Below are 25,197 nucleotides of genomic sequence, written 5' to 3'. Positions count from 1 at the left end.
GGTCAGCTCTCCTGCTGCGGCGGGCGCTGGGGGTCTGGAGCGACGGCCTGCGGAGCCGCGGTCGTGCGGACCGGACGGGCCACGGCCGGGCCACCGTTCGGACGGCCGTTCGGACGCGCCGTGCGCAGCCTGCCGGCCCGCGGCCTGGGCCCGCCCGCGCCGGACGTGCGGGACAGCACGACGGCGCCGACCAGCGCGGCCAGCAGCAGCACCGAGAGCGCCTCGAACGGCAGCACCCAGTTCCGGAACAGGCTGGCCCCGGTCACGGCGGCGCTGCCGCCGCCCGCGCCCAGATCGATCCAGGACGTCCGGAAGGCGTCCACCACGAGCGTCACCAGCGTGCCCGCGGCGGCCAGGGCCACGCCGAGCGCGACCCAGCGGTTGCCCGAGTCGGCGTCCGGCGAGCGGCCGATCGGCGCCTTGGTGAGCATCAGCCCGAAGAGCACCAGCACGACCACCGAGCCGAGGTAGATCAGCACCTGCACCCAGGCCACGAACTCGGCCGTGAGCAGCAGGAACTCGATCGCCAGTCCGCCGAGCGCGACCACCAGCCAGAGCGCGGCGTGCACCAGCTGCTTGGTGGTCACCGAGATCACGGCGGCCCCCAGCACGGCGAGGCCGACCAGCACGAAGACGATCTCGACCCCGGTCGGCGACAGGAAGCCGCGAGCGGCCGGCGTCAGCGAGCCGGTGGCGGCGAGCAGCAGCGCGCTCACGAGGCATCACCCGTGTTTTCCGCAGTCTCTGCGGCGGCGGCAGCGGCAGCGGCCTGCGCGGCAGCGAGCTTGTCCGCGGCCTTGCGGGCCGCCGCGATCTCCTTGGGCTCCTCGGCGGCCGGGTCCAGCGCCGGCGGGGCCGGCACGGTCCACATCCACTCGCGGAGCTTCTCCCGCTCGTGGGTCAGCTCCAGGATGTCCGTCTCCGCGTACTCGAACTCGGGCGACCAGAAGAGCGCGTCGAACGGGCAGACCTCGATGCAGATGCCGCAGTACATGCAGAGCGAGAAGTCGATGGCGAAGCGGTCCAGCACGTTGCGGGTGCGGGCGCGCGCGTTCGGGTCGACCGCCGGGAGGGTCTCCTTGTGCGAGTCGATGTAGATGCACCAGTCCGGGCACTCACGGGCGCAGAGCATGCAGACCGTGCAGTTCTCCTCCAGCAGCCCGATCACACCGCGGCTGCGCGGCGGCAGGTGCGGCTGCACGTCGGGGTACTGGGCGGTGACGGTCTTGCGCGTCATCGTCCGCAGGGTGACGGCGAGGCCCTTGGCCAGGCCGGAGCCGGGGAGGTTCACTGGGAGATCGCCACCTTGATGATGCCGGTCAGGGCGAGCTGGAGGAGCGCGAGCGGGATCAGCACGGTCCAGGCGAAGCGCATCAGCTGGTCCTCGCGCAGCCGCGGGAAGGTCACCCGGGCCCAGATCACCACGAAGGCGAGCGCGAAGGTCTTCAGCAGCGTCCAGAGCCAGCCCAGCTGGTGCGGCAGTGGGCCGTGCCAGCCGCCGAGGAAGAGCACCGTGGTCAGCGCGCAGAGCACCACGATCCCGGCGTACTCGGCGAGCAGGAAGAGCGCGAACCGCAGGCCGGTGTACTCGGTGTAGGCACCGAAGATGATCTCCGAGTCGGCCACCGGCATGTCGAACGGCGGCCGCTGGAGCTCGGCCAGCCCCGCGGTGAAGAAGACGAACGCGCCGATCGCCTGCCACGGGATCCACCACCAGTGGAACGCGTTCAGGATCCCGGGCAGCGAGAGCGTGCCGGCCGCCATCGCCACCGAGGCGCCGGCCAGCAGCATCGGCAGCTCGTAGGACATCAGCTGGGCCGCCGTCCGCAGGCCGCCGAGCAGCGAGAACTTGTTCGCCGAGGCCCAGCCGGCCATCAGCGCGCCGAGCACGCCGATCCCCATCACCGCGAGCACGAAGAAGATGCCGGCGTCGATCGCCACGCCGACGAACCCGTTCGGGCCGACCGGGACGGCGAGCAGCACCAGCAGGTACGGCAGCAGCGCGACGGCGGGTGCCAGCTGGAAGACCCGCCGGTCGGCACCGGCCGGGACGATGTCCTCCTTCTGCGAGAACTTCACGCCGTCGGCGACCAGCTGCGCCCAGCCGTGGAACCCGCCCGCGTACATCGGGCCGAGCCGGCCCTGCATATGGGCCATCACCTTGTGCTCGGTCTGACCGACGATCAGCGGGAAGGTGAGCAGGACGACCAGTGCGGCGGCGCAGCGCAGCAGCGTGTCGAGCAGATTCACGCGCCGTCTCCGTCCTGGGTGGTGGGCTCGGTGGGGGTTTCAGCAGGCTCGGCCGGAGCGGGCTCCGCCGGAGCGGGCTCGGTGGGAGCGGGCTCGGTGGGAGCGGGCTCGGTGGGAGCGGCGCTGTCGGCTGACGTGGTGTCGGCTGATCCGGGCTCACCCTCCTTCGGCCCGTGCGCGGGTACCGGGGCGTGCCAGGGCGCGTCCGAGCTCTGCGTCCGCGTCACCCGGGCCGGAGCGGCCGGAGCAGCCGGAGCAGCTGCGTCGGCGTTGCCCGCCTCCGCCGGTGCCTCCGCCGGTGTGGCGGCCGGTGCCGCCGCGGCGGCGGCCGCCTGGCTCGCCGAGCCCTCGGTGATGCTGCGGGTCCGCCGCGGCCGGTCCGCCCGCACCGGGCGCGCCGCGCCCTCGCCGGCGGCGGCCGCCGCCGCACCCGGGGCAGCCGCACCCGCGGCACCGGCGCGCGGTGCCCGGGCGGCCCGCGCGGGGCGTTCGGCCACCGGCGGCAGGGTGCCCTTCAGCGGGCCCCACTCGTTCGGGTCCGGCACACCGGCCGGCTGCATCTTGCGCCGCGCCGGCCCGTCGCCGTGGTCGCTCTCGCCCGGCTCCTTCGCACCCGGCCAGGCCTTGGCGACCCGGGCCGCGAGCACGAACTCCTTGCGCAGCGGGTGCCCCTCGAAGCCCTCCGGCAGCAGCAGCGGCACCAGGTGCGGGTGGCCGGTGAAGTCGATGCCGAACATCTCGTGCGTCTCGCGCTCGTGCCAGCCGGCCCCGGCGTACACGCCCGCCGCGGTGGGCAGCGCGGCGCCCTCGCGCGGCAGCCGGGTGCGCAGCAGCAGGTGCGGCAGCCCGTCGGCGCCACCGACGCCGGCCAGGTGCGCGCAGACCGAGAAGCCCTCGGCCAGCTCGTCCACCGCGCTCAGCCAGTCGAAGAAGCTCAGCCCGAGGCCGTCCCGGGCCGCGGTGAGCGCCTCGATCCAGTGCTCGGCCGGCACCTCGACGGTCAGCAGGCGGTACGCCCGCGAGGCCGTGGCCCACGGCCCGATCGCCGCGGCCAGCTGCTCGGGCTCGACCGTTTCCACGTCCACCGTGCTCACTGCACACCACCAGGTCCGGGCACCAGCGGGCGGCGCAGCGCACCGACGGCGGGGGCGGCGGCGAAACGCTCCGGCAGCGACTCGCCGGCGATCTTCTCCTGCAACTTGAGGATGCCCTGCAGCAGCGCCTCCGGCCGCGGCGGGCAGCCGGGCACGTAGACGTCCACCGGGATGATCTGGTCGACGCCCTTGGTGACCGAGTACGAGTCCCAGTACGGTCCGCCCGAGTTGGAGCAGGCGCCGAACGAGATCACGTACTTCGGCTCCGGCATCTGCTCGTAGAGCCGCTTCACGGCCGGGGCCATCTTGTCCGTCACGGTGCCCGAAACGATCATCAGATCAGCCTGGCGGGGTCCGGGCGCGAACGGGATGACACCCATCCGGATGAAGTCGTGCTTGGCCATGGACGCCGCGATGAACTCGATCGCGCAGCAGGCCAGACCGAAGTTGAAGCACCACAGGCTGTACCGGCGGCCCCAGTTCAGCACCACCTTGACCGGGTCCGGCGCCAGCCGGGCCAGCGGACCGAGCCGGCGCTGCTCCAGCGCTCCCGGGCCCGGGGTGGCCGGATCGGGGAGGCCGAGCGGGACGGGGCCCCCGGAGCCGTGCGCGGCGTTGCCGTGCGAGTGGGTCACGTCCATTCCAGAACGCCCTTCTTCCAGGCGTAGAGCAGCCCGACCGCGAGGAAGCCGAGGAAGATGAACATCTCCACCAGCGTTGCCATGCCGTACCCCGCGGCGGCGAAGACCGTCGCCCACGGGAAGAGGTAGATCGCGTCGACCGCGAAGATCACATAGAGGAAGGCGTAGACGTAGTAGCGGACCTGGGTGTGCGCCCAGCCCTCGCCGACGGGGTCGACGCCGCACTCGTAGGTCAGCAGCTTCTCCGGCGACCAGACCACCGGCCGCAGCAGCCGGTTGGCCGTGAAGGCCACCGCGACGAAGAGCACGCCGATCACCGCGAGCAGACCGACCGCCGCGTAGGCGTCGAAGTAGCCGCTGCCCATGGCTGGGTCGGCCGCCAGAGCGGCGGCCCGGGGGCCCTCCATGCGTTCGCCTCCACATCGGCCGTGCGGTGCGCCCGGCCTCGCAGAGCCGGAGTCACCGCATGTCTTTACACATCCATAACCTCGCTATGGCGTGAGTCTAAGACCACCGCTCCGCGGCACCCGCACCCTGCCCGACCTGCAAGACGCCCCGTGGACAACGTCACGTCCCCAGGCCGGCTCCGGAGCGGGGCCCGGACGCCGCCGCGAAGGTGGGGTTATCCCCAGGTGAAGACTCGTCCCAGCACCCGTGCGCGGGGCCCGCCGCACCCGCCAAGCTGGTACCCCGCAGCTCCACCCGGAGCCAGCGGACCCGCTGTGACCACCCGCTACGACCCCCGCACCACGAAGAGGACGGACGGCACACCCATGAAGCCCCTGCGCGAGCCGCGGCACGACGCCCGCTCCCCTTACGGCGCCCAGCTGTGGCGTGCGGTCCGCCTCCAGCTGCTCAACCTGCCGTTCGGCATCGCCGCGTTCATCTGCACGTTCACCCTGCTCACGGTCGGCGCCTCGCTGACCGTGACGGTGATCGGGCTGCCGTTGCTCGCGCTCGGTCTGCGCACCTGCCGGTGGCTCGGCGCGGTGGCCAGGCAGAGCGCCCGGCAGAGCCTGGAGCTGGAGATGGCCGAGCCGGAGCCGCTGCAGCCCACCCGGCCGGGGGTCGCGGGCCGGGTGATCGCCTCGCTCACCGACGGGGTCAGCTGGCGCTCGGCGCTGTTCTGCTTGGTCATGCTGCCCTGGGGCATCCTGACGTTCTCGCTCACCCTGACGCTGCTGATCGCCGGCTGGCCGCTGGTGCCCTGGGCGGTCCGGTGGCTCTCAGTCGGGCATCGACTCCTCGTCGAGTTGCTGCTCGGCCCGGACTCGCTCTCGGTCCGGGTCCGCGAGCTGGAGGAGGACCGCGGCGCGGTGGTCGACACCGCCGCCGCCGACCTGCGCCGGATCGAGCGCGACCTGCACGACGGCGCGCAGGCCCGGCTCGTCGCGCTGGCCATGGACCTCGGTCTGGCGAAGGAGAAGCTGCTGGACACCGAGCTGACCGAGGAGCAGCAGGACGCCGCACGGATGCTCGGCGCGGCGCACGGCGAGGTGAAGCTGGCGCTGCAGGAACTGCGCGATCTCGCCCGGGGGATCCACCCGGCCGTGCTCACCGACCGCGGGCTGGACGCGGCGCTCTCCGCGGTCGCCGCCCGCTGCACCGTGCCGGGCGGGGTGCAGGTCCAGGTCGATCTGACCGGTCCGGACGGCACCGCAGAGCGCCCCGACTCGGCCGTCGAGGGCATCGCGTACTTCACGGTCAGCGAGCTGCTGACCAACACCTCGAAGCACTCCGGCGCGACCAGCGCCACGGTCGATGCCTGGCGCTCCGGCGACCGGCTGATGCTCCAGGTCGGCGACAACGGGCGCGGCGGCGCGGTCCCGCCCGGCGGCGGCTTCCGGCCCGGCGGCGGGCTGGCCGGGCTGGCCGAACGGATCCGCGCGGTGGACGGCGTCTTCGTGGTGGAGAGCCCCGAGGGCGGTCCGACCGCGGTGACCATAGAACTGCCCTGGCACACCCGGGCCGCCGCCCGCCCGCGCTGACGCTGACGCCGGGGACGGAGGGAAGCGGTCCGGCGGCGGTGACCCTTGCGCGGTGCCGCCGCCGGACCGGCCTATAGGCCTAGGCGCTGAGCGTCCCCAGGGTCACGTTGGCGGTCATGGTCTGGCCGTTGCGGCTGTACGTGACGGTGACCTTGTCGCCCGGGGTCAGCGAGGCCAGCGCCGTGGTCAGCGAGCTGAGCGTGGTGATCTGCGTGTCGCCGACCTGGGTGATCACGTCCCCGGCCTGCAGCCCGGCCGAGGCGGCGGGCCCGCCGGAGGTGGTGCTCACCACCAGCGCGCCGGCCGGCTGGTAGTTGTTGCCGTAGTAGGTGCGCGCGGTGACGCCCAGCGCGGCCCGGCCGGAGTTGGTGACCGTGCCGTTCTTGATCAGCTGGTCGGCGATGTTCGTGATGGTGGCGCTCGGGATCGCGAAGCCGATGCCCGGGGCGGCGCTGCTGTTGGTCTCCTGGTCGACCGCCGCCAGCGTGTTGATCCCGATCACCTGGCTGGAGAGGTTCACCAGCGCGCCGCCGCTGTTGCCCGGGTTGATCGCGGCCGAGGTCTGCACCATGTTGCCGATGGTCGCGCCCGGCGAGCCGCCGCCGCTGGGCTCGGTGACGGTCCGCCCGGTCGCCGAGACGATGCCCTCGGTCACGCTGCTGGTGAGCCCGAGCGGGCTGCCCATGGCCAGCGTGATCTGCCCGAGCTCGACCTTGCTGCTGTCCCCGAAGGTGGCCGGGCGCAGCCCGGCGGGCGGGCTGTTGAGCTTGACCACCGCGAGGTCGGAGTCCGGATAGCTGCCCACCAGTGAGGCGTCCAGCATCGCCGTGCTGTTCGCCAGGCTCACCTGGAACGTGGTGGCGGTGCCGACCACGTGGGCGTTCGTGACGATGTCGCCCTTGTCGTCGTAGACGATCCCGGAGCCGAGTCCGGAGGCGGTGGTGATCTGGACGACCGAGGGCAGCGCGTTCGCGATCACCCGCTGGTAGTCGCTCTGCAGCTGGTCACCGGCCGGGGCTCCGGTGGCGGTGGCAACGGCCGTGCCGGCGGCGGACGGCGAGGAGGAGGACGAGGAGGACGAGGAGGAGGACTTGCTGCTGGTGCAACCGGTCAGCACCAGGGCGGCGCAGAGCAGGACGGCGGCTTCGACTGCGACGGCCTTGGGACCAGTGGGGCGTGGACCGGCCGGGATCGGGCGGTTGTTGTCCTTCGTGCGGTGCACCTGGGCTGCCTCCGGTTCCGTACGCGCGGGCCGGCCCCGGCCACCGCTGGTCCCGGTGCGGGGCGCGCCGGAGCCGGCCCGGGCTGCGGAGCCGATTTTCGCCAGCATTGCACCGATATATCCGATTCGCCGTCAATGGCGCGCCGGAGCCGGGACACGCTCCCCGGGCGGCCGCGTACGGGCCCGCCGAGGCGGTCCGGCCGGCCCGCCGCGCGCCCAGGCCCGGCGGAGGCCGGCGACGCGGCGGGTGTGCTGCGCGGCGGGGCGTCAGCGGTGGTCCGGTACCGCCGTGCCGTAGGCAGCGTCGAGGGCGTAGACGCAGCGGTCCTTGCTGCTCACGAAGACCCGTCCGCCGACCGCCACCGGAGAGCCCGTCAGCTCGCCCTTGGTCCCGAGCTCCCAGCGCAGCCGGCCGCTCGCGAGCTCCAGGGTGTGCAGCGAGTGGTCCCGGCTGCCGACGTGCACCAGCCCGTCGGCCGCCGCCGGGGCGCCGACGATCTCACCGCGCGCGGCGTACCGCCACAGCTCGCGGCCGTCGGCGGTGTCGAAGGCGTAGAGCGTGTCGCCGCTGGCGATCAGCGCGGTCCGCCCGGCCAGCACCACCGGCTCGGCGCCCTGCCGGCTGGCGGTCCGCCCCTGCCAGCGGACCCGGCCGGACGCGCCGTCCAACGCGTAGAGCGTGCCGAGGTAGTCGGCCACGTAGACCGTCGGGGTCGCCGAGTCGTCGAGGGTCGGCGGCGTGAACAGCACCACCGGCGCCTCGAACCGCCAGCGCTGGACGCCGGTCACCGCGTCCAGCGCGTAGACCTTGGTCCCGGCGGTCACGTAGACCACGCCGCCGCGCACCGTCGGGCGGGACGGGACGTCCTCGCCGACCGGGCAGGTCCAGCGCAGCAGCCCGCCGCGAGCGTCCACGCAGCGCAGCCGCCCGCCGCCGTAGTAGTAGACCGCGCCGGCCGCCAGGGCCGGGCCGGACTGCGGGTTCTCGTAGTCCTGCTGCGCGTCGTCGGCCCGCCACAGCTCGGCGCCGTTGGCCGTCGAGCGGACCTGCACCCCGCCGCCGCGCAGCCCGCAGCAGAGCACGCCGTCGGCGGCGTCCAGCGAGTAGACCCAGCCGTCCAGCGAGTTGTGCCACCGCTCGGTGCCGTCGGCCACGTCCACCGTGTAGAGGTGCGGGCCGTCAGCGGCGTGCAGCCGCCCGGCGTCGACGGCGGTCGCCCAGGCCACGTCACGGGTCTTGTAGCGGCGGCGGCCGGAGGCGATGTCGAGCGCGTGCACCTCGAAGCTGGAGACGAAGAGCGTGCCGTCGGCGACCACGGGGGTGCCGAAGACGTCGTTGGACATCCGGAACCGCCACGGCCGCCACCGCCCCTGCGGCGGCGCACCGGCGGCCGGGTGGGCGGCACCGGTCGGGGTGGCAGCACCGGCGACCGCACCGCCCACGGCGGCGCTGGTCACCGCGGCACCGGTGGCGGCACCACTGCGGCGCACCCAGTCGGTCTCGGCGGGCGCCGGGCCGGCGGCCAGGGACGGCTCCGAGCCGTGCGCCTGCGGGCCCGGCCCTATCCGCACCGAGGCCCCGGAGAGGTGCACCTCCTGCGCGGGGTCGCGCCGGTGCCGGCGGGCGCCCAGCTTGGCGGTGGCCACCTCGGCGCCCGGGCCCGCGACTGCGGGGGCCGGGGCGTCCGACCCCTGAGTGCCCGCACCCTGAACACCCGCACCCTGAACGCCCGAACCCTGAACGCCCGGCGTCGGACCGCCGAGGACCTGGCCCACCGGCACCTGCGGGCCGGATGCCGGGCCGCCGACCGGTCGGCCGGGCTGTGGCCGGCCGGACGGCGTGCGACCGGACGGCGTGCTGCCGAGCGGCCCCAGGGCGCCGGTCCGCGGGTCCACCCGGTCCGGGCGCGGCGGCCGAGCCGGCTCGGGCTGGGCGGCCGGCGGCGGCGACCAGCGCGCGTCCGGCGCGCCGCCCTGGCCGGGCACCCCCGCCGGCCGGTACGGCTCGGGCTGCACCGGCGGCCCGACCGGCGCCGGCCCTGGCGGCACTGCAACGGGTGCAACAGGCGCGGCCGCCGCGGCGGCCGCAGCCGCGCGACCGGCGGCGCCCGGCCGCCGGCCGCGCTTGTGCTCGATCAGGTCCAGCACCTCCGGCGGCAGCCAGTCCCCCGCCTGCTCGCCCGCGTCGTCCCGCGAGAAGAGGTGCGGGGCCAGCTCCGCCTGGATCTGCGCGGGTGTCGGCCGGCGCTCGGGCGCGGGCCGCATGCAGGCCCGCACCAGGTCCACCAGCTCGACCGGCAGTCCGGACAGGTCCGGCTGGTCGCGCAGCAACTTGAACACCGTCTCGACCGGGTTGCCGCCCTGGTAGGGCGGATGCCCGGTGGCACAGAAGACCAGCAGCGAGCCGAGCGAGAACACGTCGCTGGCGCCGGTCACGCTGCGGCTGTCCCGGGCCTGCTCCGGCGACATGTAGGCGGGCGTGCCCACCGCGACGTTGGTCATGGTGAGCCGCGAGCTGGAGACCCCGGCGGCGATCCCGAAGTCGATCACCCGCGGGCCGTCCTCGACCACCAGCACGTTGGACGGCTTGAGGTCGCGGTGCACCAGCCCGGCGGCGTGGATCGACTGCAGCGCCTCGGCGATCCCGGCGACCAGCCAGCGCACGGCGTCCACCGGCAGCGGTCCGGTCTCACCGATCAGGTCCTCCAGCGAGGGCGCGGGGACGTACGCGGTGGCCAGCCAGGGCACCCGGGCGTCGGCGTCCGCATCGACCACGGCGGCGGTGTAGAAGCCGCCGACCGTCTTGGCCGCCTCGATCTCGCGCGCGAACCTGACCCGGAACAGCTCGTCCTCGGCGAGTTCGCCGCGCACCGTCTTGATCGCCACCCGACGGCCGGAGGCCGACCGTGCCAGGTACACCAGCCCCATCCCACCGGCGCCGAGGCGTCCGAGCACCTCGAAGGGCCCGATCCGTCTCGGATCCTGCGCCGTCAGCTGGTCCACTCGGCTGCCACCTCCCCGTCCGCACGCCACCCTCCCCCGGCCTTCGGCCGGGAGGTACCCCCACGGGGGCCGGAGTTGATTGTCCAATGCACCTGGCGTCTGAGCCAATCTCCCCCCGCCCACGCCACCCGGCCGTGTCGCGCGACCGGGTCCCGCCACCGGGTCGGACGGCTCGTCCGTTCCCGCCCCGAGAGCATGATCTGACGCCCGCTCGGCGGTTTTCCACTGTTCACCGCATTCATGCGCGGAACTACGGAGAGCGACCCGATCCCCCTTCAGCCCACTGATCGTCACTCTGTGCCGCCATCAGCACACGGGGGGGCTTCGAATATCCCTATCCCGCCCCTCAAAAGGACCCCCGGGCGGACTAATAGTCGCATCACCGAATCGCGGCATGATCGGTGCGCGGTAAGCTGACGGCATGACAGGACAAGTTCGCACCGTCGACGGTCGCGTCGCCGGGCGACGCGGACAGGAGACGCGGCAGAAGCTGCTCGACTGCCTCCGCGAGATGCTCAGCACGTCGCCGTACCGGGACGTCAAGGTCATCGACGTCGCCCGTATGGCGGGTACCTCCCCCGCGACCTTCTACCAGTACTTCCCAGATGTCGAGGGCGCTGTCCTCGACATCGCAGAGGAAATGGCCAAGGACAGCGTCGAGCTCAAGGAGCTCGTCGACGGAAAGTCCTGGGCGGGAAAGTCCGGCACCACCACCTCGGAAGAACTGGTGGACGGATTCCTCGCCTTCTGGCGCAAGAACGACGCCATTCTGCGAGTGGTCACGCTGGGTGCCGCAGAAGGGGACAAGCGGTTCTTCAAGATCCGCATGACGGTCCTCAACTCGGTCGCGAAACCGCTCACGGACGCGATCAAGGACCTTCAGGCCAAGGGCCAGGCCGACAAGGCGCAGGACGCCGCCGCGGTGGCCGGCTCGCTGATCTCGCTGCTCGCTTCGGCGGCGGAGCATCAGAAGGCCTTCACGTCCTGGGGCGTCAAGGTCAAGGATCTCAAGCCCACTCTCGCCCCCATGGTCTACCTGGGAATCACCGGTAAGAAGCCGCCCAAGTAGAACCTTCCGACAATCGGGGAAGCCGATGAGGCGACCCTGTACGACGTAGTGCTCGCGCGTGGCCCCGGCCTCCTGTCCGGTGGATCGTCGGGCGGCGGCCGTGTCCTCGGGGGAGGTTTGCCGCCGTACCGCACCGCGCCGGTGCACGACAGAGTGGGCGGAACCCGTCTCGGGTTCCGCCCACCGTCGTATTCAGCCGTTGTACCGGCCCCGGATTCCGCCGGAATTCGCGGCCGCGTTCGCAGCCGCCTTCGCGGCCGCTGGAGCCGCCCCGGAAAGCACCCGCGGTGCCGGTTTTCCGGGGCGATCCGACGGACCGGTCAGGGGCAGCGGATGACCTGCCCCGCGTACGCCAGTCCGCCGCCGAAACCGAAGAGCAGCACCGGGTCGCCGGTCGTCAGCTCGCCGCGTTCGACCAGCTTGCTCAGCGCCAGCGGGATCGAGGCGGCCGAGGTGTTGCCGGAGTCGATCACGTCACGTGCGATCACCGCGTCGGGTGCGCCGAGCTTGGCGGCGATCGACTCGATGATCCGCAGGTTCGCCTGGTGCGCGACGAAGCCCTTCAGCTCGCTCGGGTCCAGTCCGGCCCGCTCGCAGGTCTGCCGGGCCAGCGGAGCGATCTGCGTGGTGGCCCAGCGGAAGACCGCCTGGCCCTGCTGGCTGATCACCGGCTGCCAGCCGGTGATGGTCACCGCGTCGTTCTTCTCCGGCTCCGAACCCCAGACCACCGGCCCGATGCCGGGCTCCGCCCCCTCCGGCTGGGCCTCCACCACGGCCGCACCGGCGCCGTCGGCGAAGATCACGCAGGTCGAGCGGTCGGTCCAGTCGATGGTGTCGGACATCCGCTCGGCGCCGATCACCAGCGCCCGGCTCGCCGCACCGGCCCGGATCGCGTGGTCGGCGGTGGCCAGCGCGTAGGAGAAGCCGGAGCAGACGGTGTTGATGTCGTACGCGGCCGGCGACGGGATGCCGAGCCGGGCCGAGACCGCGCAGGCGGTGTTCGGGCTGCGCTCGATGGCCGTGCAGGTGGCGACGACGACCAGGTCGATGTCACGCGCGCTGTACCCACTTGCGGCCAGCGCTTTCTGCCCGGCCTCGGTGGCCATGTCGACGAGCGACTCGTCCACAGCGAGGTGCCGCTGCCGGATGCCCACCCGGCTGCGGATCCACTCGTCGTCCGTGTCGACCAGCACGGCCAGGTCGTCGTTCGTGAGGACCTTGGGCGGCTGGTAGTGGCCGAGCGCCACAATGCGGGAACCGGTCATGCTGCCACTCAAACGGTTACCGGCGCGTCAACTGCTCACGGCCTGTGACAGGATCCGGCCCCGGAACCTGTAGGAGCCGGACAACAGCCCTTGTCCTGCAACGGTCCGGCTCGGTCGAATTCACCACTTGAACACGGACGAACACGGCCGAACGCGGCTCAGACCGCCAAAGAGGACGTGTCGCCCATCACGATCACCGGATGCGCGGCCGGGTCCAGCGTCTTCACCAGCTGGGCCATGTGGTCCTCGGAGAGCGAGACGCAGGCGTGCGTCGGCCCGCCGTGGTCGACGTGCAACCAGATGCCGCCGCCCTTCGCGGTGCCCAGCGGCTCCCGGGTGTCCAGCGGCGAGCTGCCGACGACCCGGTTGTAGTCGATCGCCACCACGTAGTCGAACGCGCCGGCCAGCGACTCGCCGGAGAAGCCGGTCCCGCTCGCCACGAAGCCGTCGTCCTGGTGGTACGGCAGCTTGCTGCCGGGGTCGGCCTTGAGGCCGCCGGCATCGCTGAGGGTGAAGACGCCGATCGGGCTGCGCAGGTCGCCCACCGAGTGGTCGGTGGTCCAGCCCGAGTAGCCGTTGTGTGCGGCCCAGGTCTCGCCGGGCTGCCAGTGGCCGTCCGCGGTGCGGGACCAGAGCGTGACGCTGGCGTCCGAGGACTCCTTGTTGGCACCGGAGGCGAGGACCACCTGGGTGGTGGTGTTCGGGATCTTCGCCAGGAAGTCGGCGCCGAGCCCGGGGATCGCCGTGAAGCCGCCGGCCGGGGTGCCGCTCGCCGCCCCGGTGCCGGCCCCGGACGGCGTGCTCGCGCCCGAGGCGATCCCGCCGGTATCGGCGCGGGCGGCCGAGGTGCCGTCCGCCGCCGTCGGCGCGGCGTTCGGGCTCGCACTGGAACTCGTACTGGCGCTCGACGAGGGCGTGGCGGGCGGCAGGTCCGGCGTGCTGTGCGGGAGCGCGGAGGTCTTGCCGTGGGCCACCAGCAGGCCGCCGGGGCCGAACCCGAACCAGCCGGCCGCGGCGGTCAGCAGCAGCGCGACGGAGGTCGCCGATATCGCCCCGCGCCGCCGGCGGGCCTTGCGGCGGTGTCCGCGGGCCTGGGAGCGGGGGCCGGCGCCCGCACGACCAGGAGCAGCCCTGGGGCCCGGTACGGCGGCGCCGCCGGGCTGACCCTCGGAAGGGCCGGCACTGCGGCGGCGCTGGGCGGAGACACGATGGGATCCGGACATGCGATCGATCCTCCCAAATGCGTCCGCGATCGGTAAACCTGACAAGCCATAAATCCTCGTGAAGGGGACGTTCAGGCCGATCGCAGAGCGCAGCAGGAGACAGAGCGCAGTGGGGGACGGAGCGCAGAAGGAAACGGAGCGCGGTGGGGAACGGATCAGAGCCGCATGGCCTGCGGGGTCTCCCGGCGGTTCAGGTCCGGGCCGTCGTACTCACGGATGATCTCGTAGCGGGTGTTCCGCTCCACCGGCCGGAACCCGGCGTCCCGGATCAGGTCGAGCAGGTCGTCCCGGCCGAGCTTGTTCGGCGTGCCGAAGTTGTCCGCGTCATGGGTGATCTTGTACTCGACCACCGAGCCGTCCATGTCGTCCGCGCCGTGGCTGAGCGCCAGCTGCGCGGTGGTGACGCCGTGCATCACCCAGAAGACCTTGACGTGCGGCACGTTGTCGAAGAGCAGCCGGGAGACCGCGAAGGTCTTCAGCGCCTCGGCGCCGGTGGCCATCTCGGTGCGGGCCATCAGCCGGTTGCGGACCACGCCGTCCTTGGAGTCGTGGAAGTCGTGCTGGTAGCGCAGCGGGATGAAGACCTGGAAGCCCCCGGTCTCGTCCTGCAGCTCGCGCAGCCGCAGCACGTGGTCCACCCGGTGCCGGGGCTCCTCGATGTGCCCGTACAGCATGGTGCACGGCGTCTTGAGGCCCTTGGAGTGCGCCAGCCGGTGGATCCGCGACCAGTCCTCCCAGTGGGTCTCGTGGTCGACGATGTGCTGGCGGACCTCCCAGTCGAAGATCTCCGCGCCGCCACCGGTCAGCGACTCCAGCCCGGCGTCGATCAGCTCGTCGAGGATCTCGGAGGCGCTCAGGCCGCTGATCTTCTCGAACCAGTGGATCTCGGTCGCGGTGAAGGCCTTCAGCGAGACGTTCGGCAGCGCCGCCTTGAGCTCCCGCAGCGAGCGCGGGTAGTAGCGCCAGGGCAGCGTCGGGTGCAGGCCGTTGACGATGTGCAGCTCGGTGAGCGACTCGCTCTCCATCGTCTTGGCGAGCCGCACCGCCTCCTCGATCCGCATCGTGTACGCGTCCTTCTCGCCCGGCTTGCGCTGGAACGAGCAGTACGCGCAGGAGGCGGCGCAGACGTTCGTCATGTTGAGGTGACGGTTGACGTTGAAGTGGACGACGTCGCCGTTCTTCTGCGTCCGCACGTGGTGCGCAAGGCCGCCCAGCCAGGCCAGGTCGTCGCTCTCGTAGAGCGCGATGCCGTCCTCGCGGGTCAGCCGCTCACCCGCGTAGACCTTCGCCTCCAGCTCCCGCTTCAGCCCTGCGTCCATGCGGTGGCCGCCTCCTCGTGTTCCTGTGTCAATGGCCGAAAACGAGACTACGCCTATGCGGAGAGCAGCTCCGACAGCAGCTTGGGCTCCAGGTTGCCGCCGCTGACCACCGCGGCGAAGACCCGGCCGCCCAACTCCTCGGCCCGGTGCAGGTACCCGGCCGTGGCCACCGCGCCGGACGGCTCCGCGACCAGCCGGCCGCGCCGCGCCAGCACCGCGACCGTGTCGCGGATCTCCTGCTCGGTGACCGTGACGATGTCGTCCACGTACGCCTGGAGGTGCTCGAAGTTCAGCACCCCGAGCGTGCTGCGCAGGCCGTCGGCCACGGTCCGGTAGCGATCGGCGACCGACCACTGGCGCAGCTCGCCGGCCCGCAGGCTCTCCTGCGCGTCGGCCGCCAGCTCCGGTTCGACGCCGATCACCCGCACGCCGGGTGTGGTCAGCTTGATCGCCGCCGCCGTGCCGCCGATCAGGCCGCCGCCGCTGACCGGGACCAGCACGGTGTCCAGCTCGTCCGGGGCGTCCTCGCCGATCTCCAGGCCGACCGTGCCCTGGCCCGCGATGATCGACGGATCGTCGTACGGCGGCACCCAGACGTAGCCGTGCCGGGCCACCAGCTCGGCGGGGTGGGTGTCCCGGTCGGCCGCATCGACCATGATCACCTCGGCGCCGTAGGACCGGGTGCTCTCCACCTTGACCTCGGGTGAGGTGTCCGGCATGACGATGACGGCCTTGATGCCGAGCAGCTGCGCCGCGTACGCGACCGCCTGCGCGTGGTTGCCGCTGGACTGCGCGACGACGCCGCGGGCCCGCTCGGCGGCGGTCAGCTGGGCCAGCCGGTTGTACGCACCGCGGATCTTGAAGGCACCGGTCGGCTGGAGGTTCTCCGGCTTGAGCCAGAGCCGGCGGTGGCCGTCCGCCGCCCAGGGGCAGGGCATCAGCGGGGTGCGGACCGCGACCCCGGCTATCCGCTGCTGGGCCGCGCGCAGTTCTTCCAGACCGACCAGTGCCATCAGGGCATCACTCCGTGGTGTTGAAGGGCAGTTCGCTGACCCGGCTCTCCCACTTGGTGGAGAGGACCACGGTGGTCCGGGTGCGGGCCACTCCCTTGGTCCCGGAGAGCCGCTTGACCACTGATTCCAGGCCTTCGACGTCGGAGACCCGGACCTTGAGCATGTACGAGTCGTCGCCCGCGATGAACCAGCAGTCCTCGACCTCGCCGAGGTCCTTCAGCCGGTGCGCGACGTCCTCGTGGTCCGCGGCGTCGGTGAGCTGGAGGCCGATCAGCGCGGTGACGCCGAAGCCCAGCGCGGCCGGGTTGACGGTGGCCCGGTAGCCGGTGATCACCCCGGCCTGTTCCAGCCGGTTGATCCGGTCCGTGACGCTCGGGCCGGACAGGCCCACCAGGCGGCCCAGTTCCGCGTAGGAGGCGCGGCCGTTCTCCCGGAGTGCCTGGATGAGCTGTCTGTCCACCGTGTCCATGTACCGTCCGCGTCCTTCCGAACCTCGCCAGACCCCGAGAGCATTATCCGCAAATCCAAGGCCCGTTCTCGGCGCAACCCGGGTTTCGCAGACGACAGATGTCGGATGCCAGATATCGCAGAGAACATACTCTCCCGGCAGCGGCCCTCTTACGCCCCCTCCGCCGCTCCCGTTGCACCGGCTGGTGATCCGTCAGGCGCCGTCCGGGCCGCGCCGAGCTCGCCGGCCCAGCGGCGGTAGAGCCGGTGCGGCACGCCGACCGCGTCCAGCACCCGGCCGGCGACGAAGTCGACCAGCTCCTGAGCCGTCGATCCACCCGCGTAGAACCCGGGCGAGGCGGGCAGCACCACGGCGCCGGCCGCGTCCAGCTCCACCAGATGGCGCAGCGTCACCCCGTCCAGCGGCGCCTCGCGGACGCAGACGACCAGCGGGCGGCGCTCCTTGAGCGTGACGGCGGCGGCGCGCTGCAGCAGGTCCTTGCTCAGACCGAGCGCGATGCCGGCCACGGCTCCGGTGGTGGCCGGGACCACCAGCATCCCCTTCGCGGGGTACGAGCCGCTGGACGGGCCGGCCGCGAAGTCGCCGGCCGCCCAGTACCGGACGCCGTCCAGCAGCCGCTCGTCGAAGCCCGTGCCGGCGCCGGCGCCGAGGGCGAGCCAGGCCGCCAGGTCGGCGCGCCAGTGCGCGTCGCGGAACGAGATCCCGGTCTCGTCCAGGATGGTCAGCCGGGCGGCCCGGCTGACCACCAGGTCCACCGCCTCACCGGCCGCGAGCAGCGCCCGGATCACCGAGGCCGGGTACGGAGTGCCGGACGCCCCGGAGACCGCGACCACCCAGGGCCGCCGCGTCGCTTGATGTTCATTGGCCATACCCCGCACCCTAGGGTGTCCGACGCGGGAGGATGGCGGCATGGCGCCGACGCTGATCGAGCTGACCCACCAGGTGACCACCGGCATGCCGGTCTACCCGGGCGACCCGGAGGTCATGGTCCGGCCTGCGCTGACCACCGAGACCGCCGGCGTCAACGTGCTGTCGGTGCACCTCGGTTCGCAGTCCGGCACGCACGTGGACGCCCCGTACCACGTGGACGTCACCTGGCCGACGCTGGACGGGCTGCCGCTGGAGCTGTTCACCGGCCCCGCCGTGGTCGCCGACCTGCGCGCGCTGCCCGCCCGCAGCGCGGTGACGCCCGAGCAGCTCGCGCCCGTGCTGGCCCGGCTGACACCCGGCGCGGTGCTGCTGCTGGCCACCGGCTGGCCGCGGTTCTGGGGCACCGACCGCTACCTGGCGCACCCGTACCTGACCGCCGAGGCGGCCGAGGCGATCACCGCCGCCGGCGTGCGGACGGTCGGGGTGGACGCGCTGAGCGTGGACCGCACCCCCGATCCCGGCCCGGCCGACCCGGCGGTCGCGGTGCTGCTGGCCGGGCTGGCCGACGAGCACGACGCGCAGCCGGCCGCCGAGCAGCCGGAGCTGGCCGCGCACCGGATCCTGCTCGGCGCCGAGGGCGGCGCGGTGATCGCCGAGAACCTCACCGATCTGACGCCGCTGCTGGAGGCGCAGGCCCGGGAGCGGCCGATCGAGGTCAGCCTGTTCCCGCTGCGGCTGGCGGCCGCCGACGGCGCCCCGATCCGCGCGGTGGCGCGGATCGGGTGAAGCCGGGACGGGCCCTTGCGCGTCAGCTCGCGGACGGCGCCGGGGTCGGGGTCTGCGTCGGGGCGGGCGCCGGAGCCGTGTAGGCGCCGGTCCAGGACTGGTTCGCGCCGCCGTCGCAGTTCCACACGTCGACCGTCGCGCCGTCGCCGCCGCTCAGGCCGTGCAGTTCCAGGCACTTGCCGCTGAAGACGTTCTTCCAGACGATCGGGATTCCGGTCTCCAGCGAGCCGCCGGTGGTGGTCCAGGTCTGGTTCGGGCCGCCGTCACAGGTCCACAGATCGACCTTGGCGCCGTCGCTGGTGTCGAAGCCGTGCAGCTCCAGGCACTTGCCGCTGAAGCTGTTGACGATCTCGTAGCCGGTCCCGTGCTGCTGGACGTTCCAGCGCTGGTTGGAGCCGCCGTCGCAGTTCCACAGGTCGACCAGGGCGCCGTCGCTGGTGTCGTGGTCGTGCAGTTCCAGGCACTTGCCGATCTGCATGTTCGTGTACTCGTACCCCGGCGCACCGGCGGCGCTGGCCGGCGCGGACGAGCAGGCGAGCGCGAGGCCGGCCGCGGCCGCGACGGCGCCGCCGGCCCGCAGGACACGTCTGGTCTGGAGCTTCATGATCTTTTCCCCCGTCGAATCGACTCGTCGAAGCCAACATAAGATCATCATGCGAGCCAGTCGATCAAGTGTCAGATCGCTTGTTTTTGATGCCAGTTGAGCAGCGCCGAAGGCGCGCCGAAATGTTGTTTGCGCAGGTCGCTAGGGTTCTGACGTGGACAATCTGATCTTCACCATGAGCCGGCGCCAGCTCGGCAACCTGCTGCTGCGAGCCGGCGGGTTCTTCACCCTCGCCACCGTGGTGCCCTTCGCGATGGCCCAGCACCAACCGCTGATCGGCGTCGTGATGGCCGTGACCCTGCTCGGGCTCCTCGTGGTCGCCGCCGGTTGCGGCCGGACCACGCTCGACCCGGACGGAATCGAGCTCCGGCAGTACTTCGTCCTGCGCCGCCGGTTCGGCTGGGACCAGATCGACTCGCTGGAGCCGGAGACGAACGGCAGCACGGAGTTCGTCCGGATGCACCTGGCCGACGGCCGCCGGATCACGCTGCCCTGCCCGTCCGAGAGCATCATCGCCCCGAATCCGGACTACGCGGCCGAGCGGGACCGGCTGCTCGGCTACTGGAACGAGCACGGGCACCGGAGCGCGCCGGCCGTGCCGAGCGTGCCGAGCGCGCTGTGATAGGTCTAGACCATCTCTTGTCACCCCGATAGGCTGCGGACCCATGGCTGAGATCATCGGTGTGGTCGAGAGGCTCTGGCGCTACCCCGTGAAGTCCACCGCCGGGGAGCGGCTGACCGAGGTCGGTGTCGATGAACGCGGCCTGGCGGGCGACCGCCTCTATGCCGTCCGGGACGGCGACGGCAAGTTCGGCTCGGGCAAGAACACCCGCCGGTTCCGCCGGATGGACGGCCTGCTGCGGCTCGGCTCCCGGCTTGGCTCCCGACTCGACCGCCCCGAACTGCTCGACCCGCTGGGCCACCCGGTCGCCGACCCCGACGCGTTCCTGCGCGCCTACCTGCAGCGCGAGGACGTCTCGCTGGCCCGCGAGGACGCCGTCTCGCACTTCGACCAGCTGCCGGTCAGCGTGCTCACCACCGCCACGCTGGACTGGATGCGGGAGGCGGCGAGCACGGCGCTGGTGGACGAGCGGCGGTTCCGCCCGAACGTCCTGCTGCGCACGCCGCCCGGCACCCGCCCGTTCGTCGAGGACGACTGGTTCGGCCGCGAGGGGCTCCTGGGCTCGGGCGTGCCGGACTCCGACGTGGCGAGCTCCGGCGTGCCGGGCTCCGGCGTGCGGCTGGCCTTCGTGCGGGCCAGCGAGCGGTGCGCGATGACGAGCACGGCCCAGCCCGGCCTGCCGTACGCGCCGGAGATCCTGCGCGCCATCGCCAGGTGCCACGACAACCGGCTGGACGCGCTGGCCACCGTCAGCGCCCCGGGACGGCTGCGGGTGGGCGACCGACTGCGGCTGCTCTAGGGCCTGTCCGGCGGTGGTGGTTCAGGAGCGCGCGGACTGCGGGAGCAGGCAGAACGGGTGGCCGGCCGGATCCGCGTAGATCACCCAGCCGGGCTCGCGGCGCAGCACCGCCGCGCCGTGCGCCGTCACCTCCCGCTCCGCGAGCGCGAGGTCGGGGACCTCGACGTCCAGGTGCACCTGCTGCGGGTGCGCCGGATCGGGCCACTGCGGCGGGTGGAAGTCCGCCACCCGCTGGAAGCCCAGCACCAGGCCGCCCGGCGTGTGCAGGGTGGACCAGTCCTCGTCCAGCGACCAGCGCGGATCCGGCCGGTCCACCTCCCCGCCGAGCAGCACGGCGTAGAACCGGGCCAGCGCGGGCGGGTAGTGGCAGTCCAGGACCACGCACTGCAGCGTGCCGAGCATGACGCCTCCTCCGGGCAGGGATCCTCGCTGCCGATGATCCCTCAGCCGGGCTCAGCCGATCCGCAGGCCGCGCAGGATCAGGTCCAGCAGGGCGAAGACGAAGAGCGAGATCCCGACGAAGCCGTTGGTGGTGAAGAACGCGCGGTTGAGGCGGGAGAGGTCGCCCGGCTTGACGATGCTGTGCTCGTACAGGAAGGCGCCGATCACCACGACCAGGCCGACGAAGAACGCCGGGCCGGCGTGGGTGAGCACGCCGTACCAGGCCAGCAGGCCGGTGGTGATCAGGTGACAGACCCGGGCGCCGTACAGCGCGCCGGCGACGCCGAAGCGGGCCGGCACCGAGCGCACGCCCTCGGCGCGGTCGGCCGCGACGTCCTGGCAGCCGAAGATCAGGTCGAAGCCGCCGATCCAGATGCCGACCGCCAGGCCCAGCACCACGGCGTCCCAGGACCAGCGGCCGGTGACCGCGAGCCAGGCACCGACCGGGCCCATCGCCTGGGCCAGGCCCAGGATCGCGTGCGGGAAGTCGGTGAACCGCTTGCCGTACGGGTAGACCACCATCGGCACCACGGCCACCGGCGCGAGCACCAGACAGAGCGTGTTGAGCGAGGCGGCCGCACCGAGGAAGACGAGCAGCGCGATCGCCGAGCCGGTGTACGCGGTGCGCAGCGAGACCGCGCCGGTGACCAGCTCGCGGTTGGCGGTGCGCGGGTTGCGGGCGTCGATCTCGCGGTCGATGATCCGGTTCGCCGCCATCGCGAAGGTGCGCAGGCTGACCATCGCGACCGTGACGACCAGCAGCGTGCCCCAGTGCACCTTCCGGTCGGCCAGGAACATCGCGGTCAGGGTGGCGATGTAGGCGAAGGGGAGGGCGAAGACCGAGTGCTCGATCAGCACCAGCTTCAGGAAGGCCTTGGCCCGGTTGGGCGGCGGCGTCTCGAAGAGATCCGCAGTGGTACTCACAGCCCGTACTCCGTCCAGCGCTTCGTCACCAGCTCGGCCGTCGCCGGGTCCGAGGTGACCATCTCGGGCCAGCCGCCGTCGCGGGTGTAGCCCTCCTCCGGGAGCTTGCGGGTCGCGTCGATGCCCGCCTTGCCGCCCCAGAACTGCTGGTACGACGCGTGGTCCAGGTGGTCGACCGGACCCTCGACGACGCTCAGGTCGCGGCTGTAGTCGACGTTGCCGAGCGCCCGCCAGGCGACTTCCTGGTAGTCGTGCACGTCGCAGTCGGCGTCCACCACGATGATCAGCTTGGTCAGCGACATCATGTGCGCGCCCCAGATGGCGTGCATCACCTTCTGCGCGTGCTTCGGGTACTTCTTGTCGATCGAGACGATCACGCAGTTGTGGAAGCCGCCGGCCTCGGGCAGGTCGTAGTCGACGATGTCCGGGATGATGATCTTCAGCAGCGGCAGGAAGAACCGCTCGGTGAACTTGCCCAGCGGGCCGTCCTCGGTCGGCGGGCGGCCGACCACGATGGACTGCAGGATCGGGCGCCGGCGCATCGTCACGCAGTCGATGGTCAGCGCGGGGAACGGCTCCTGCGGCGTGTAGAAGCCGGTGTGGTCGCCGAACGGGCCCTCCGGCAGCAGCTCACCGGGCTCCAGCCAGCCCTCCAGGACCACCTCGGCGTCGGCCGGGACCTGGAGCGGCACGGTCTTGCAGTCCACCATCTTGACCCGCTCACCGGCCACGAAGCCGGCGAACAGGTACTCGTCGATGTCCCCCGGCAGCGGCGCGGTCGCGGCGTACGTGACGACCGGCGGGCAGCCGAAGGCGATCGCGACCGGCAGCCGCTCGCCGCGCTTGGCGGCGACGGCCGCGTGGTTGCGGCTGTCCTTGTGGATCTGCCAGTGCATGCCGATGGTCCGCTTGTCGTGCCGCTGGAGGCGGTACAGACCGAGGTTGCGGATGCCGGTGTCCGGGTCCTTGGTGTGGGTCAGGCCCAGGTTGAAGAAGGAGCCGCCGTCCTGCGGCCAGGTGAAGAGCGCGGGCAGCTGGTCCAGGTCGACGCTGTCCCCGGTCAGCACGACCTCCTGGACCGGCGCCTCGGTCGCCTTGACCTTGCGCGGCGGCACGTGCGCCATCGAGGCGAGCTTGCCGAAGGCGTCCCGGAACCCGGTGAAGCCGTGCGGCAGCTCGGGCTTCAGCAGCCCGGCGATCTTCTCGGCGATGTCCTCCGGCGACTTCAGGCCGAGCGACTTGGCCAGCCGGCGCTCGGTGCCGAAGACGTTCATCGCGAGCGGCATCGAGCTGCCCTTGACGTTCTCGAAGAGCAGCGCGGGGCCCTTGGCCTTCTGCACCCGGTCGACGATCTCGCCGATCTCCAGATGGGGGTCGACCTCGGCCTTGATGCGCTTGAGGTCGCCTTCTCGTTCGAGGGCCCGCAGAAACGAGCGGAGATCGTCGTATGCCATGGGAGCAAGTATCGGTCACCCGATAGCCTGGGCCGGTCAAGAGGGTCCCGGTTCGGCCCGGCCGTGCACCCCCGGCGGACCCGCCGAGGACACGCAGAACGACCGCCTTCGGGCAGCGCGGGCGCGATACTGCGGACTGCGTGCATTGCGGGCGCAAGAGGCTTCACGTCGATTTTGGCGTATCCCTACGAGTTACCGGCATATTTCGCCCACCCGGCCACCCCGCCGACTACCTCCCGGTAACCCCTCCTCCATCCGGCGGACACTCGGCCGGAAACGCCGCCATACCGGCCCTGAACTGCTAATTTGCCAGTGACAGGGGATCACCTAGCAGCTTGGCGTGCACTCGGCAAGTAACCCTCGGAGCCACCTGCCGACGCCCGTCACCATGGTCTCTTCTGTATGACTCCGACAGCTAAAGGCTGGTGACCTTGTACGGAATCGACGCCGAATCGGGACCGCCATCCCTCGTAATGTCGTAGGGAGGACGGAAATCGCAGCCGGGAGCCCGAGGAGACACCGACTGCTCGCACGCTCACATACCTGGGAGTTCGAGATGACGGTGTTGCAGGAGAGCCCCTCGGGAGAGCCCACGGACACGCGTGGCCGAGTCACCGAGCTGCACGAGCTGCGTGAGCAGGTTCGTCGTGGTCCGAGTGAGGCGGCCACCGAGGCGCAGCACGCGAAGGGCAAGTTGACGGCCCGTGAGCGGATCGATCTGCTGCTGGACGAGGGTTCGTTTCATGAGGTGGAGCCTCTGCGGCGGCATCGTGCGTCGGGTTTCGGCCTTGAGGGGAAGAAGCCGCATACCGATGGTGTGATCGTCGGGTGGGGCACGGTGCACGGGCGGACGGTGTTCACGTACGCGCATGATTTCCGGATCTTCGGGGGTGCGCTGGGTGAGGCGCATGCGCAGAAGATCCACAAGATCATGGATATGGCGATCGCGGCGGGTGCGCCGTTGGTGTCGTTGAACGATGGTGCGGGTGCGCGGATCCAGGAGGGTGTCACGGCGCTGGCCGGGTACGGCGGCATCTTCCAGCGCAACACGCGTGCGTCGGGGGTGATCCCGCAGATCTCGGTGATGCTGGGTCCGTGTGCCGGTGGCGCCGCCTACTCGCCGGCGTTGACGGATTTCGTGTTCATGGTGCGGGAGACCTCGCAGATGTTCATCACGGGTCCGGACGTGGTGCAGGCGGTGACGGGCGAGAAGATCTCGCAGAACGGTCTGGGTGGCGCGGACGTCCACTCCTCGGTCTCGGGTGTGTCGCACTTCGCGTATGACGACGAGCAGTCGTGCATCGAGGAGGTCCGCTTCCTGCTGTCGCTGCTGCCGCAGAACAACCGGGAGATGCCGCCGGCCACGCCGACCGAGGACCCGGTCACCCGTCGCTGCGACGCGCTGCTGGACTTGGTGCCGGCGGACGGCAACCGGCCGTACGACATGCGCAAGGTGATCGAGGAGGTCGTCGATCACGGCGAGTACCTGGAGATCCATGAGCGGTGGGCGACGAATGTGATCGTCGCGTTGGCGCGGATCGACGGGCACGTGGTGGGGATCATCGCGAACCAGCCGCAGTCGCTGGCGGGTGTGCTGGACATCAACGCCTCGGAGAAGGCGGCGCGGTTCGTGCAGATGTGCGACGCGTTCAACATTCCGCTGGTGACGTTGCTGGACGTGCCCGGGTTCCTGCCGGGTGTGGACCAGGAGCACGACGGGATCATCCGGCACGGCGCGAAGTTGCTGTACGCGTACTGCAACGCCACGGTGCCGCGGATCCAGCTGATCCTGCGCAAGGCGTACGGCGGGGCGTACATCGTGATGGACTCGCGCTCGATCGGCGCGGACCTGTCGTACGCGTGGCCGACGAACGAGATCGCGGTGATGGGCGCGGAGGGCGCGGCGAACGTGATCTTCCGGCGGGACATCAACGGGGCCCAGGACCCGGAGGCGATGCGCGCGCAGAAGATCAAGGAGTACAAGAGCGAGTTGATGCACCCGTACTACGCGGCCGAACGCGGTCTGGTGGACGACGTGATCGACCCGGCCGAGACCCGCGAGGTCCTCGCCGCCGCCCTGGCCATGCTCCGCACCAAGCACGCCGACCTGCCCAGCCGCAAGCACGGCAACCCGCCGATGT

At 71.9% G+C, this 25,197-nt stretch carries 24 protein-coding genes; 6 read left to right on the top strand and 18 right to left on the bottom strand.

From position 1 onward, the window contains the following. Positions 1 to 2 precede the first annotated feature (2 nt). Genes AC060L_RS15740 through AC060L_RS15715 form a run of 6 tightly spaced genes read right to left on the bottom strand, consistent with a single transcriptional unit; the run spans position 3 to position 4,392 of the window. Entirely contained in the window at positions 3 to 716 is a 714-nt protein-coding gene (locus tag AC060L_RS15740; RefSeq protein WP_483799366.1) for an NADH-quinone oxidoreductase subunit J family protein, read from the bottom strand. Further along, on the bottom strand, positions 713 to 1,237 hold the full coding sequence (locus AC060L_RS15735) for a 4Fe-4S binding protein (protein ID WP_483799521.1): 525 nt from the start codon (positions 1,235 to 1,237) through the stop codon (positions 713 to 715). The genes AC060L_RS15740 and AC060L_RS15735 overlap by 4 nt, the downstream gene beginning before the upstream one ends. Before the next feature lie 50 nt (positions 1,238 to 1,287). Beyond that, entirely contained in the window at positions 1,288 to 2,244 is a 957-nt protein-coding gene (locus AC060L_RS15730; protein ID WP_483799520.1) for a complex I subunit 1/NuoH family protein, read from the bottom strand. 2 nt (positions 2,245 to 2,246) lie between these two features. Beyond that, positions 2,247 to 3,335: an NADH-quinone oxidoreductase subunit C gene (locus AC060L_RS15725; RefSeq protein ID WP_483799365.1), complete on the bottom strand. Its 1,089-nt coding sequence runs from the start codon at positions 3,333 to 3,335 to the stop codon at positions 2,247 to 2,249. A 5-nt stretch (positions 3,336 to 3,340) separates the two neighbouring features. After that, entirely contained in the window at positions 3,341 to 3,985 is a 645-nt protein-coding gene (locus tag AC060L_RS15720) for an NADH-quinone oxidoreductase subunit B (protein WP_483799364.1), read from the bottom strand. Next, on the bottom strand, positions 3,976 to 4,392 hold the full coding sequence (locus tag AC060L_RS15715) for an NADH-quinone oxidoreductase subunit A (protein WP_483799363.1): 417 nt from the start codon (positions 4,390 to 4,392) through the stop codon (positions 3,976 to 3,978). The genes AC060L_RS15720 and AC060L_RS15715 overlap by 10 nt, the downstream gene beginning before the upstream one ends. Positions 4,393 to 4,758: 366 nt before the next feature. Between AC060L_RS15715 and AC060L_RS15710 the strand changes: the two genes are divergently transcribed. Next, positions 4,759 to 5,973, top strand: coding sequence for a sensor histidine kinase (locus tag AC060L_RS15710; RefSeq protein ID WP_483799362.1), 1,215 nt, complete (start codon positions 4,759 to 4,761; stop codon positions 5,971 to 5,973). Between the two features lie 79 nt (positions 5,974 to 6,052). Here AC060L_RS15710 and AC060L_RS15705 read toward each other — a convergent pair whose 3' ends face one another. Then, positions 6,053 to 7,165: a S1C family serine protease gene (locus AC060L_RS15705; RefSeq protein WP_483799519.1), complete on the bottom strand. Its 1,113-nt coding sequence runs from the start codon at positions 7,163 to 7,165 to the stop codon at positions 6,053 to 6,055. A 297-nt stretch (positions 7,166 to 7,462) separates the two neighbouring features. Next, positions 7,463 to 10,198: an outer membrane protein assembly factor BamB family protein gene (locus AC060L_RS15700; RefSeq protein ID WP_483799361.1), complete on the bottom strand. Its 2,736-nt coding sequence runs from the start codon at positions 10,196 to 10,198 to the stop codon at positions 7,463 to 7,465. 421 nt (positions 10,199 to 10,619) lie between these two features. Here AC060L_RS15700 and AC060L_RS15695 point away from each other — a divergent pair, with 421 nt between their 5' ends. Continuing rightward, positions 10,620 to 11,267: a TetR family transcriptional regulator gene (locus AC060L_RS15695; protein WP_483799360.1), complete on the top strand. Its 648-nt coding sequence runs from the start codon at positions 10,620 to 10,622 to the stop codon at positions 11,265 to 11,267. 320 nt (positions 11,268 to 11,587) lie between these two features. Here AC060L_RS15695 and AC060L_RS15690 read toward each other — a convergent pair whose 3' ends face one another. The 6 genes from AC060L_RS15690 to AC060L_RS15665 all read right to left on the bottom strand — a co-directional run bounded on the left by AC060L_RS15690 (position 11,588) and on the right by AC060L_RS15665 (position 17,425). Beyond that, on the bottom strand, positions 11,588 to 12,532 hold the full coding sequence (locus AC060L_RS15690) for a beta-ketoacyl-ACP synthase III (RefSeq protein WP_483799359.1): 945 nt from the start codon (positions 12,530 to 12,532) through the stop codon (positions 11,588 to 11,590). A gap of 158 nt (positions 12,533 to 12,690) precedes the next feature. Next, a complete protein-coding gene (locus AC060L_RS15685; protein ID WP_483799358.1) occupies positions 12,691 to 13,755 on the bottom strand; it encodes a L,D-transpeptidase family protein in 1,065 nt (354 codons plus the stop codon). Positions 13,756 to 13,910: 155 nt separating this feature from the next. Next, positions 13,911 to 15,074, bottom strand: a complete 1,164-nt coding sequence (mqnE, locus tag AC060L_RS15680) for an aminofutalosine synthase MqnE (RefSeq protein WP_483799357.1) — start codon at positions 15,072 to 15,074, stop codon at positions 13,911 to 13,913. Between the two features lie 53 nt (positions 15,075 to 15,127). Next, a complete protein-coding gene (locus AC060L_RS15675; protein ID WP_483799356.1) occupies positions 15,128 to 16,087 on the bottom strand; it encodes a threonine ammonia-lyase in 960 nt (319 codons plus the stop codon). Positions 16,088 to 16,094: 7 nt separating this feature from the next. Then, the gene (locus tag AC060L_RS15670) at positions 16,095 to 16,556 is read right to left on the bottom strand and encodes an Lrp/AsnC family transcriptional regulator (protein ID WP_483799355.1); all 462 of its coding nucleotides are present in this window, start codon (positions 16,554 to 16,556) and stop codon (positions 16,095 to 16,097) included. Positions 16,557 to 16,705: 149 nt separating this feature from the next. Then, a complete protein-coding gene (locus AC060L_RS15665) occupies positions 16,706 to 17,425 on the bottom strand; it encodes a UbiX family flavin prenyltransferase (protein ID WP_483799354.1) in 720 nt (239 codons plus the stop codon). Between the two features lie 40 nt (positions 17,426 to 17,465). On the opposite strand from AC060L_RS15665, the gene AC060L_RS15660 reads away from it, so the two are divergent. Then, entirely contained in the window at positions 17,466 to 18,212 is a 747-nt protein-coding gene (locus AC060L_RS15660) for a cyclase family protein (RefSeq protein ID WP_483799353.1), read from the top strand. Positions 18,213 to 18,234: 22 nt separating this feature from the next. Here the strand turns inward: AC060L_RS15660 and AC060L_RS15655 are convergent, their stop codons facing one another. Beyond that, a complete protein-coding gene (locus AC060L_RS15655; protein WP_483799352.1) occupies positions 18,235 to 18,816 on the bottom strand; it encodes an RICIN domain-containing protein in 582 nt (193 codons plus the stop codon). A gap of 154 nt (positions 18,817 to 18,970) precedes the next feature. Between AC060L_RS15655 and AC060L_RS15650 the strand changes: the two genes are divergently transcribed. Both AC060L_RS15650 and AC060L_RS15645 read left to right on the top strand, forming a co-directional pair. Beyond that, on the top strand, positions 18,971 to 19,438 hold the full coding sequence (locus AC060L_RS15650; RefSeq protein WP_483799351.1) for a PH domain-containing protein: 468 nt from the start codon (positions 18,971 to 18,973) through the stop codon (positions 19,436 to 19,438). Positions 19,439 to 19,481: 43 nt separating this feature from the next. After that, positions 19,482 to 20,237, top strand: a complete 756-nt coding sequence (locus AC060L_RS15645) for an MOSC domain-containing protein (protein ID WP_483799350.1) — start codon at positions 19,482 to 19,484, stop codon at positions 20,235 to 20,237. A gap of 21 nt (positions 20,238 to 20,258) precedes the next feature. Here AC060L_RS15645 and AC060L_RS15640 read toward each other — a convergent pair whose 3' ends face one another. From AC060L_RS15640 to AC060L_RS15630, 3 genes are read right to left on the bottom strand one after another with little or no spacing between them, the layout of a single operon-like run. Next, positions 20,259 to 20,639: a VOC family protein gene (locus AC060L_RS15640; protein ID WP_483799349.1), complete on the bottom strand. Its 381-nt coding sequence runs from the start codon at positions 20,637 to 20,639 to the stop codon at positions 20,259 to 20,261. Positions 20,640 to 20,690: 51 nt separating this feature from the next. Continuing rightward, positions 20,691 to 21,602, bottom strand: coding sequence for a menaquinone biosynthesis prenyltransferase MqnP (mqnP, locus tag AC060L_RS15635; RefSeq protein WP_483799348.1), 912 nt, complete (start codon positions 21,600 to 21,602; stop codon positions 20,691 to 20,693). After that, positions 21,599 to 23,056 (bottom strand): menaquinone biosynthesis decarboxylase, encoded by a 1,458-nt coding sequence (locus AC060L_RS15630; protein ID WP_483799347.1) that lies wholly within the window; start codon positions 23,054 to 23,056, stop codon positions 21,599 to 21,601. Before AC060L_RS15630 ends, mqnP begins: the two co-directional genes overlap by 4 nt. A gap of 556 nt (positions 23,057 to 23,612) precedes the next feature. Here AC060L_RS15630 and AC060L_RS15625 point away from each other — a divergent pair. Next, positions 23,613 to 25,197 (top strand): acyl-CoA carboxylase subunit beta (locus AC060L_RS15625; protein ID WP_483799346.1); only part of this gene is annotated, 1,585 nt, incomplete at its 3' end.

The organism is Kitasatospora sp. NEAU-69 (assembly GCF_057158765.1).
This window is presented reverse-complemented; position numbering and strand designations above follow the sequence as displayed.

Coding starts and splice junctions, on each gene's coding strand:
- AC060L_RS15690 (WP_483799359.1), bottom strand. CDS start 12,532: ATGACCGGTTCCCGCATTGTGGCGCTCGGCCACTACCAGCCGCCCAAG.
- AC060L_RS15675 (WP_483799356.1), bottom strand. CDS start 16,087: ATGGCACTGGTCGGTCTGGAAGAACTGCGCGCGGCCCAGCAGCGGATA.
- AC060L_RS15710 (WP_483799362.1), top strand. CDS start 4,759: ATGAAGCCCCTGCGCGAGCCGCGGCACGACGCCCGCTCCCCTTACGGC.
- AC060L_RS15715 (WP_483799363.1), bottom strand. CDS start 4,392: ATGGAGGGCCCCCGGGCCGCCGCTCTGGCGGCCGACCCAGCCATGGGC.
- AC060L_RS15720 (WP_483799364.1), bottom strand. CDS start 3,985: ATGGACGTGACCCACTCGCACGGCAACGCCGCGCACGGCTCCGGGGGC.
- AC060L_RS15685 (WP_483799358.1), bottom strand. CDS start 13,755: ATGTCCGGATCCCATCGTGTCTCCGCCCAGCGCCGCCGCAGTGCCGGC.
- AC060L_RS15695 (WP_483799360.1), top strand. CDS start 10,620: ATGACAGGACAAGTTCGCACCGTCGACGGTCGCGTCGCCGGGCGACGC.
- AC060L_RS15655 (WP_483799352.1), bottom strand. CDS start 18,816: ATGAAGCTCCAGACCAGACGTGTCCTGCGGGCCGGCGGCGCCGTCGCG.
- AC060L_RS15660 (WP_483799353.1), top strand. CDS start 17,466: ATGGCGCCGACGCTGATCGAGCTGACCCACCAGGTGACCACCGGCATG.
- AC060L_RS15630 (WP_483799347.1), bottom strand. CDS start 23,056: ATGGCATACGACGATCTCCGCTCGTTTCTGCGGGCCCTCGAACGAGAA.
- AC060L_RS15735 (WP_483799521.1), bottom strand. CDS start 1,237: ATGACGCGCAAGACCGTCACCGCCCAGTACCCCGACGTGCAGCCGCAC.
- AC060L_RS15670 (WP_483799355.1), bottom strand. CDS start 16,556: ATGGACACGGTGGACAGACAGCTCATCCAGGCACTCCGGGAGAACGGC.
- AC060L_RS15640 (WP_483799349.1), bottom strand. CDS start 20,639: ATGCTCGGCACGCTGCAGTGCGTGGTCCTGGACTGCCACTACCCGCCC.
- AC060L_RS15665 (WP_483799354.1), bottom strand. CDS start 17,425: ATGGCCAATGAACATCAAGCGACGCGGCGGCCCTGGGTGGTCGCGGTC.
- mqnE (WP_483799357.1), bottom strand. CDS start 15,074: ATGGACGCAGGGCTGAAGCGGGAGCTGGAGGCGAAGGTCTACGCGGGT.
- AC060L_RS15645 (WP_483799350.1), top strand. CDS start 19,482: ATGGCTGAGATCATCGGTGTGGTCGAGAGGCTCTGGCGCTACCCCGTG.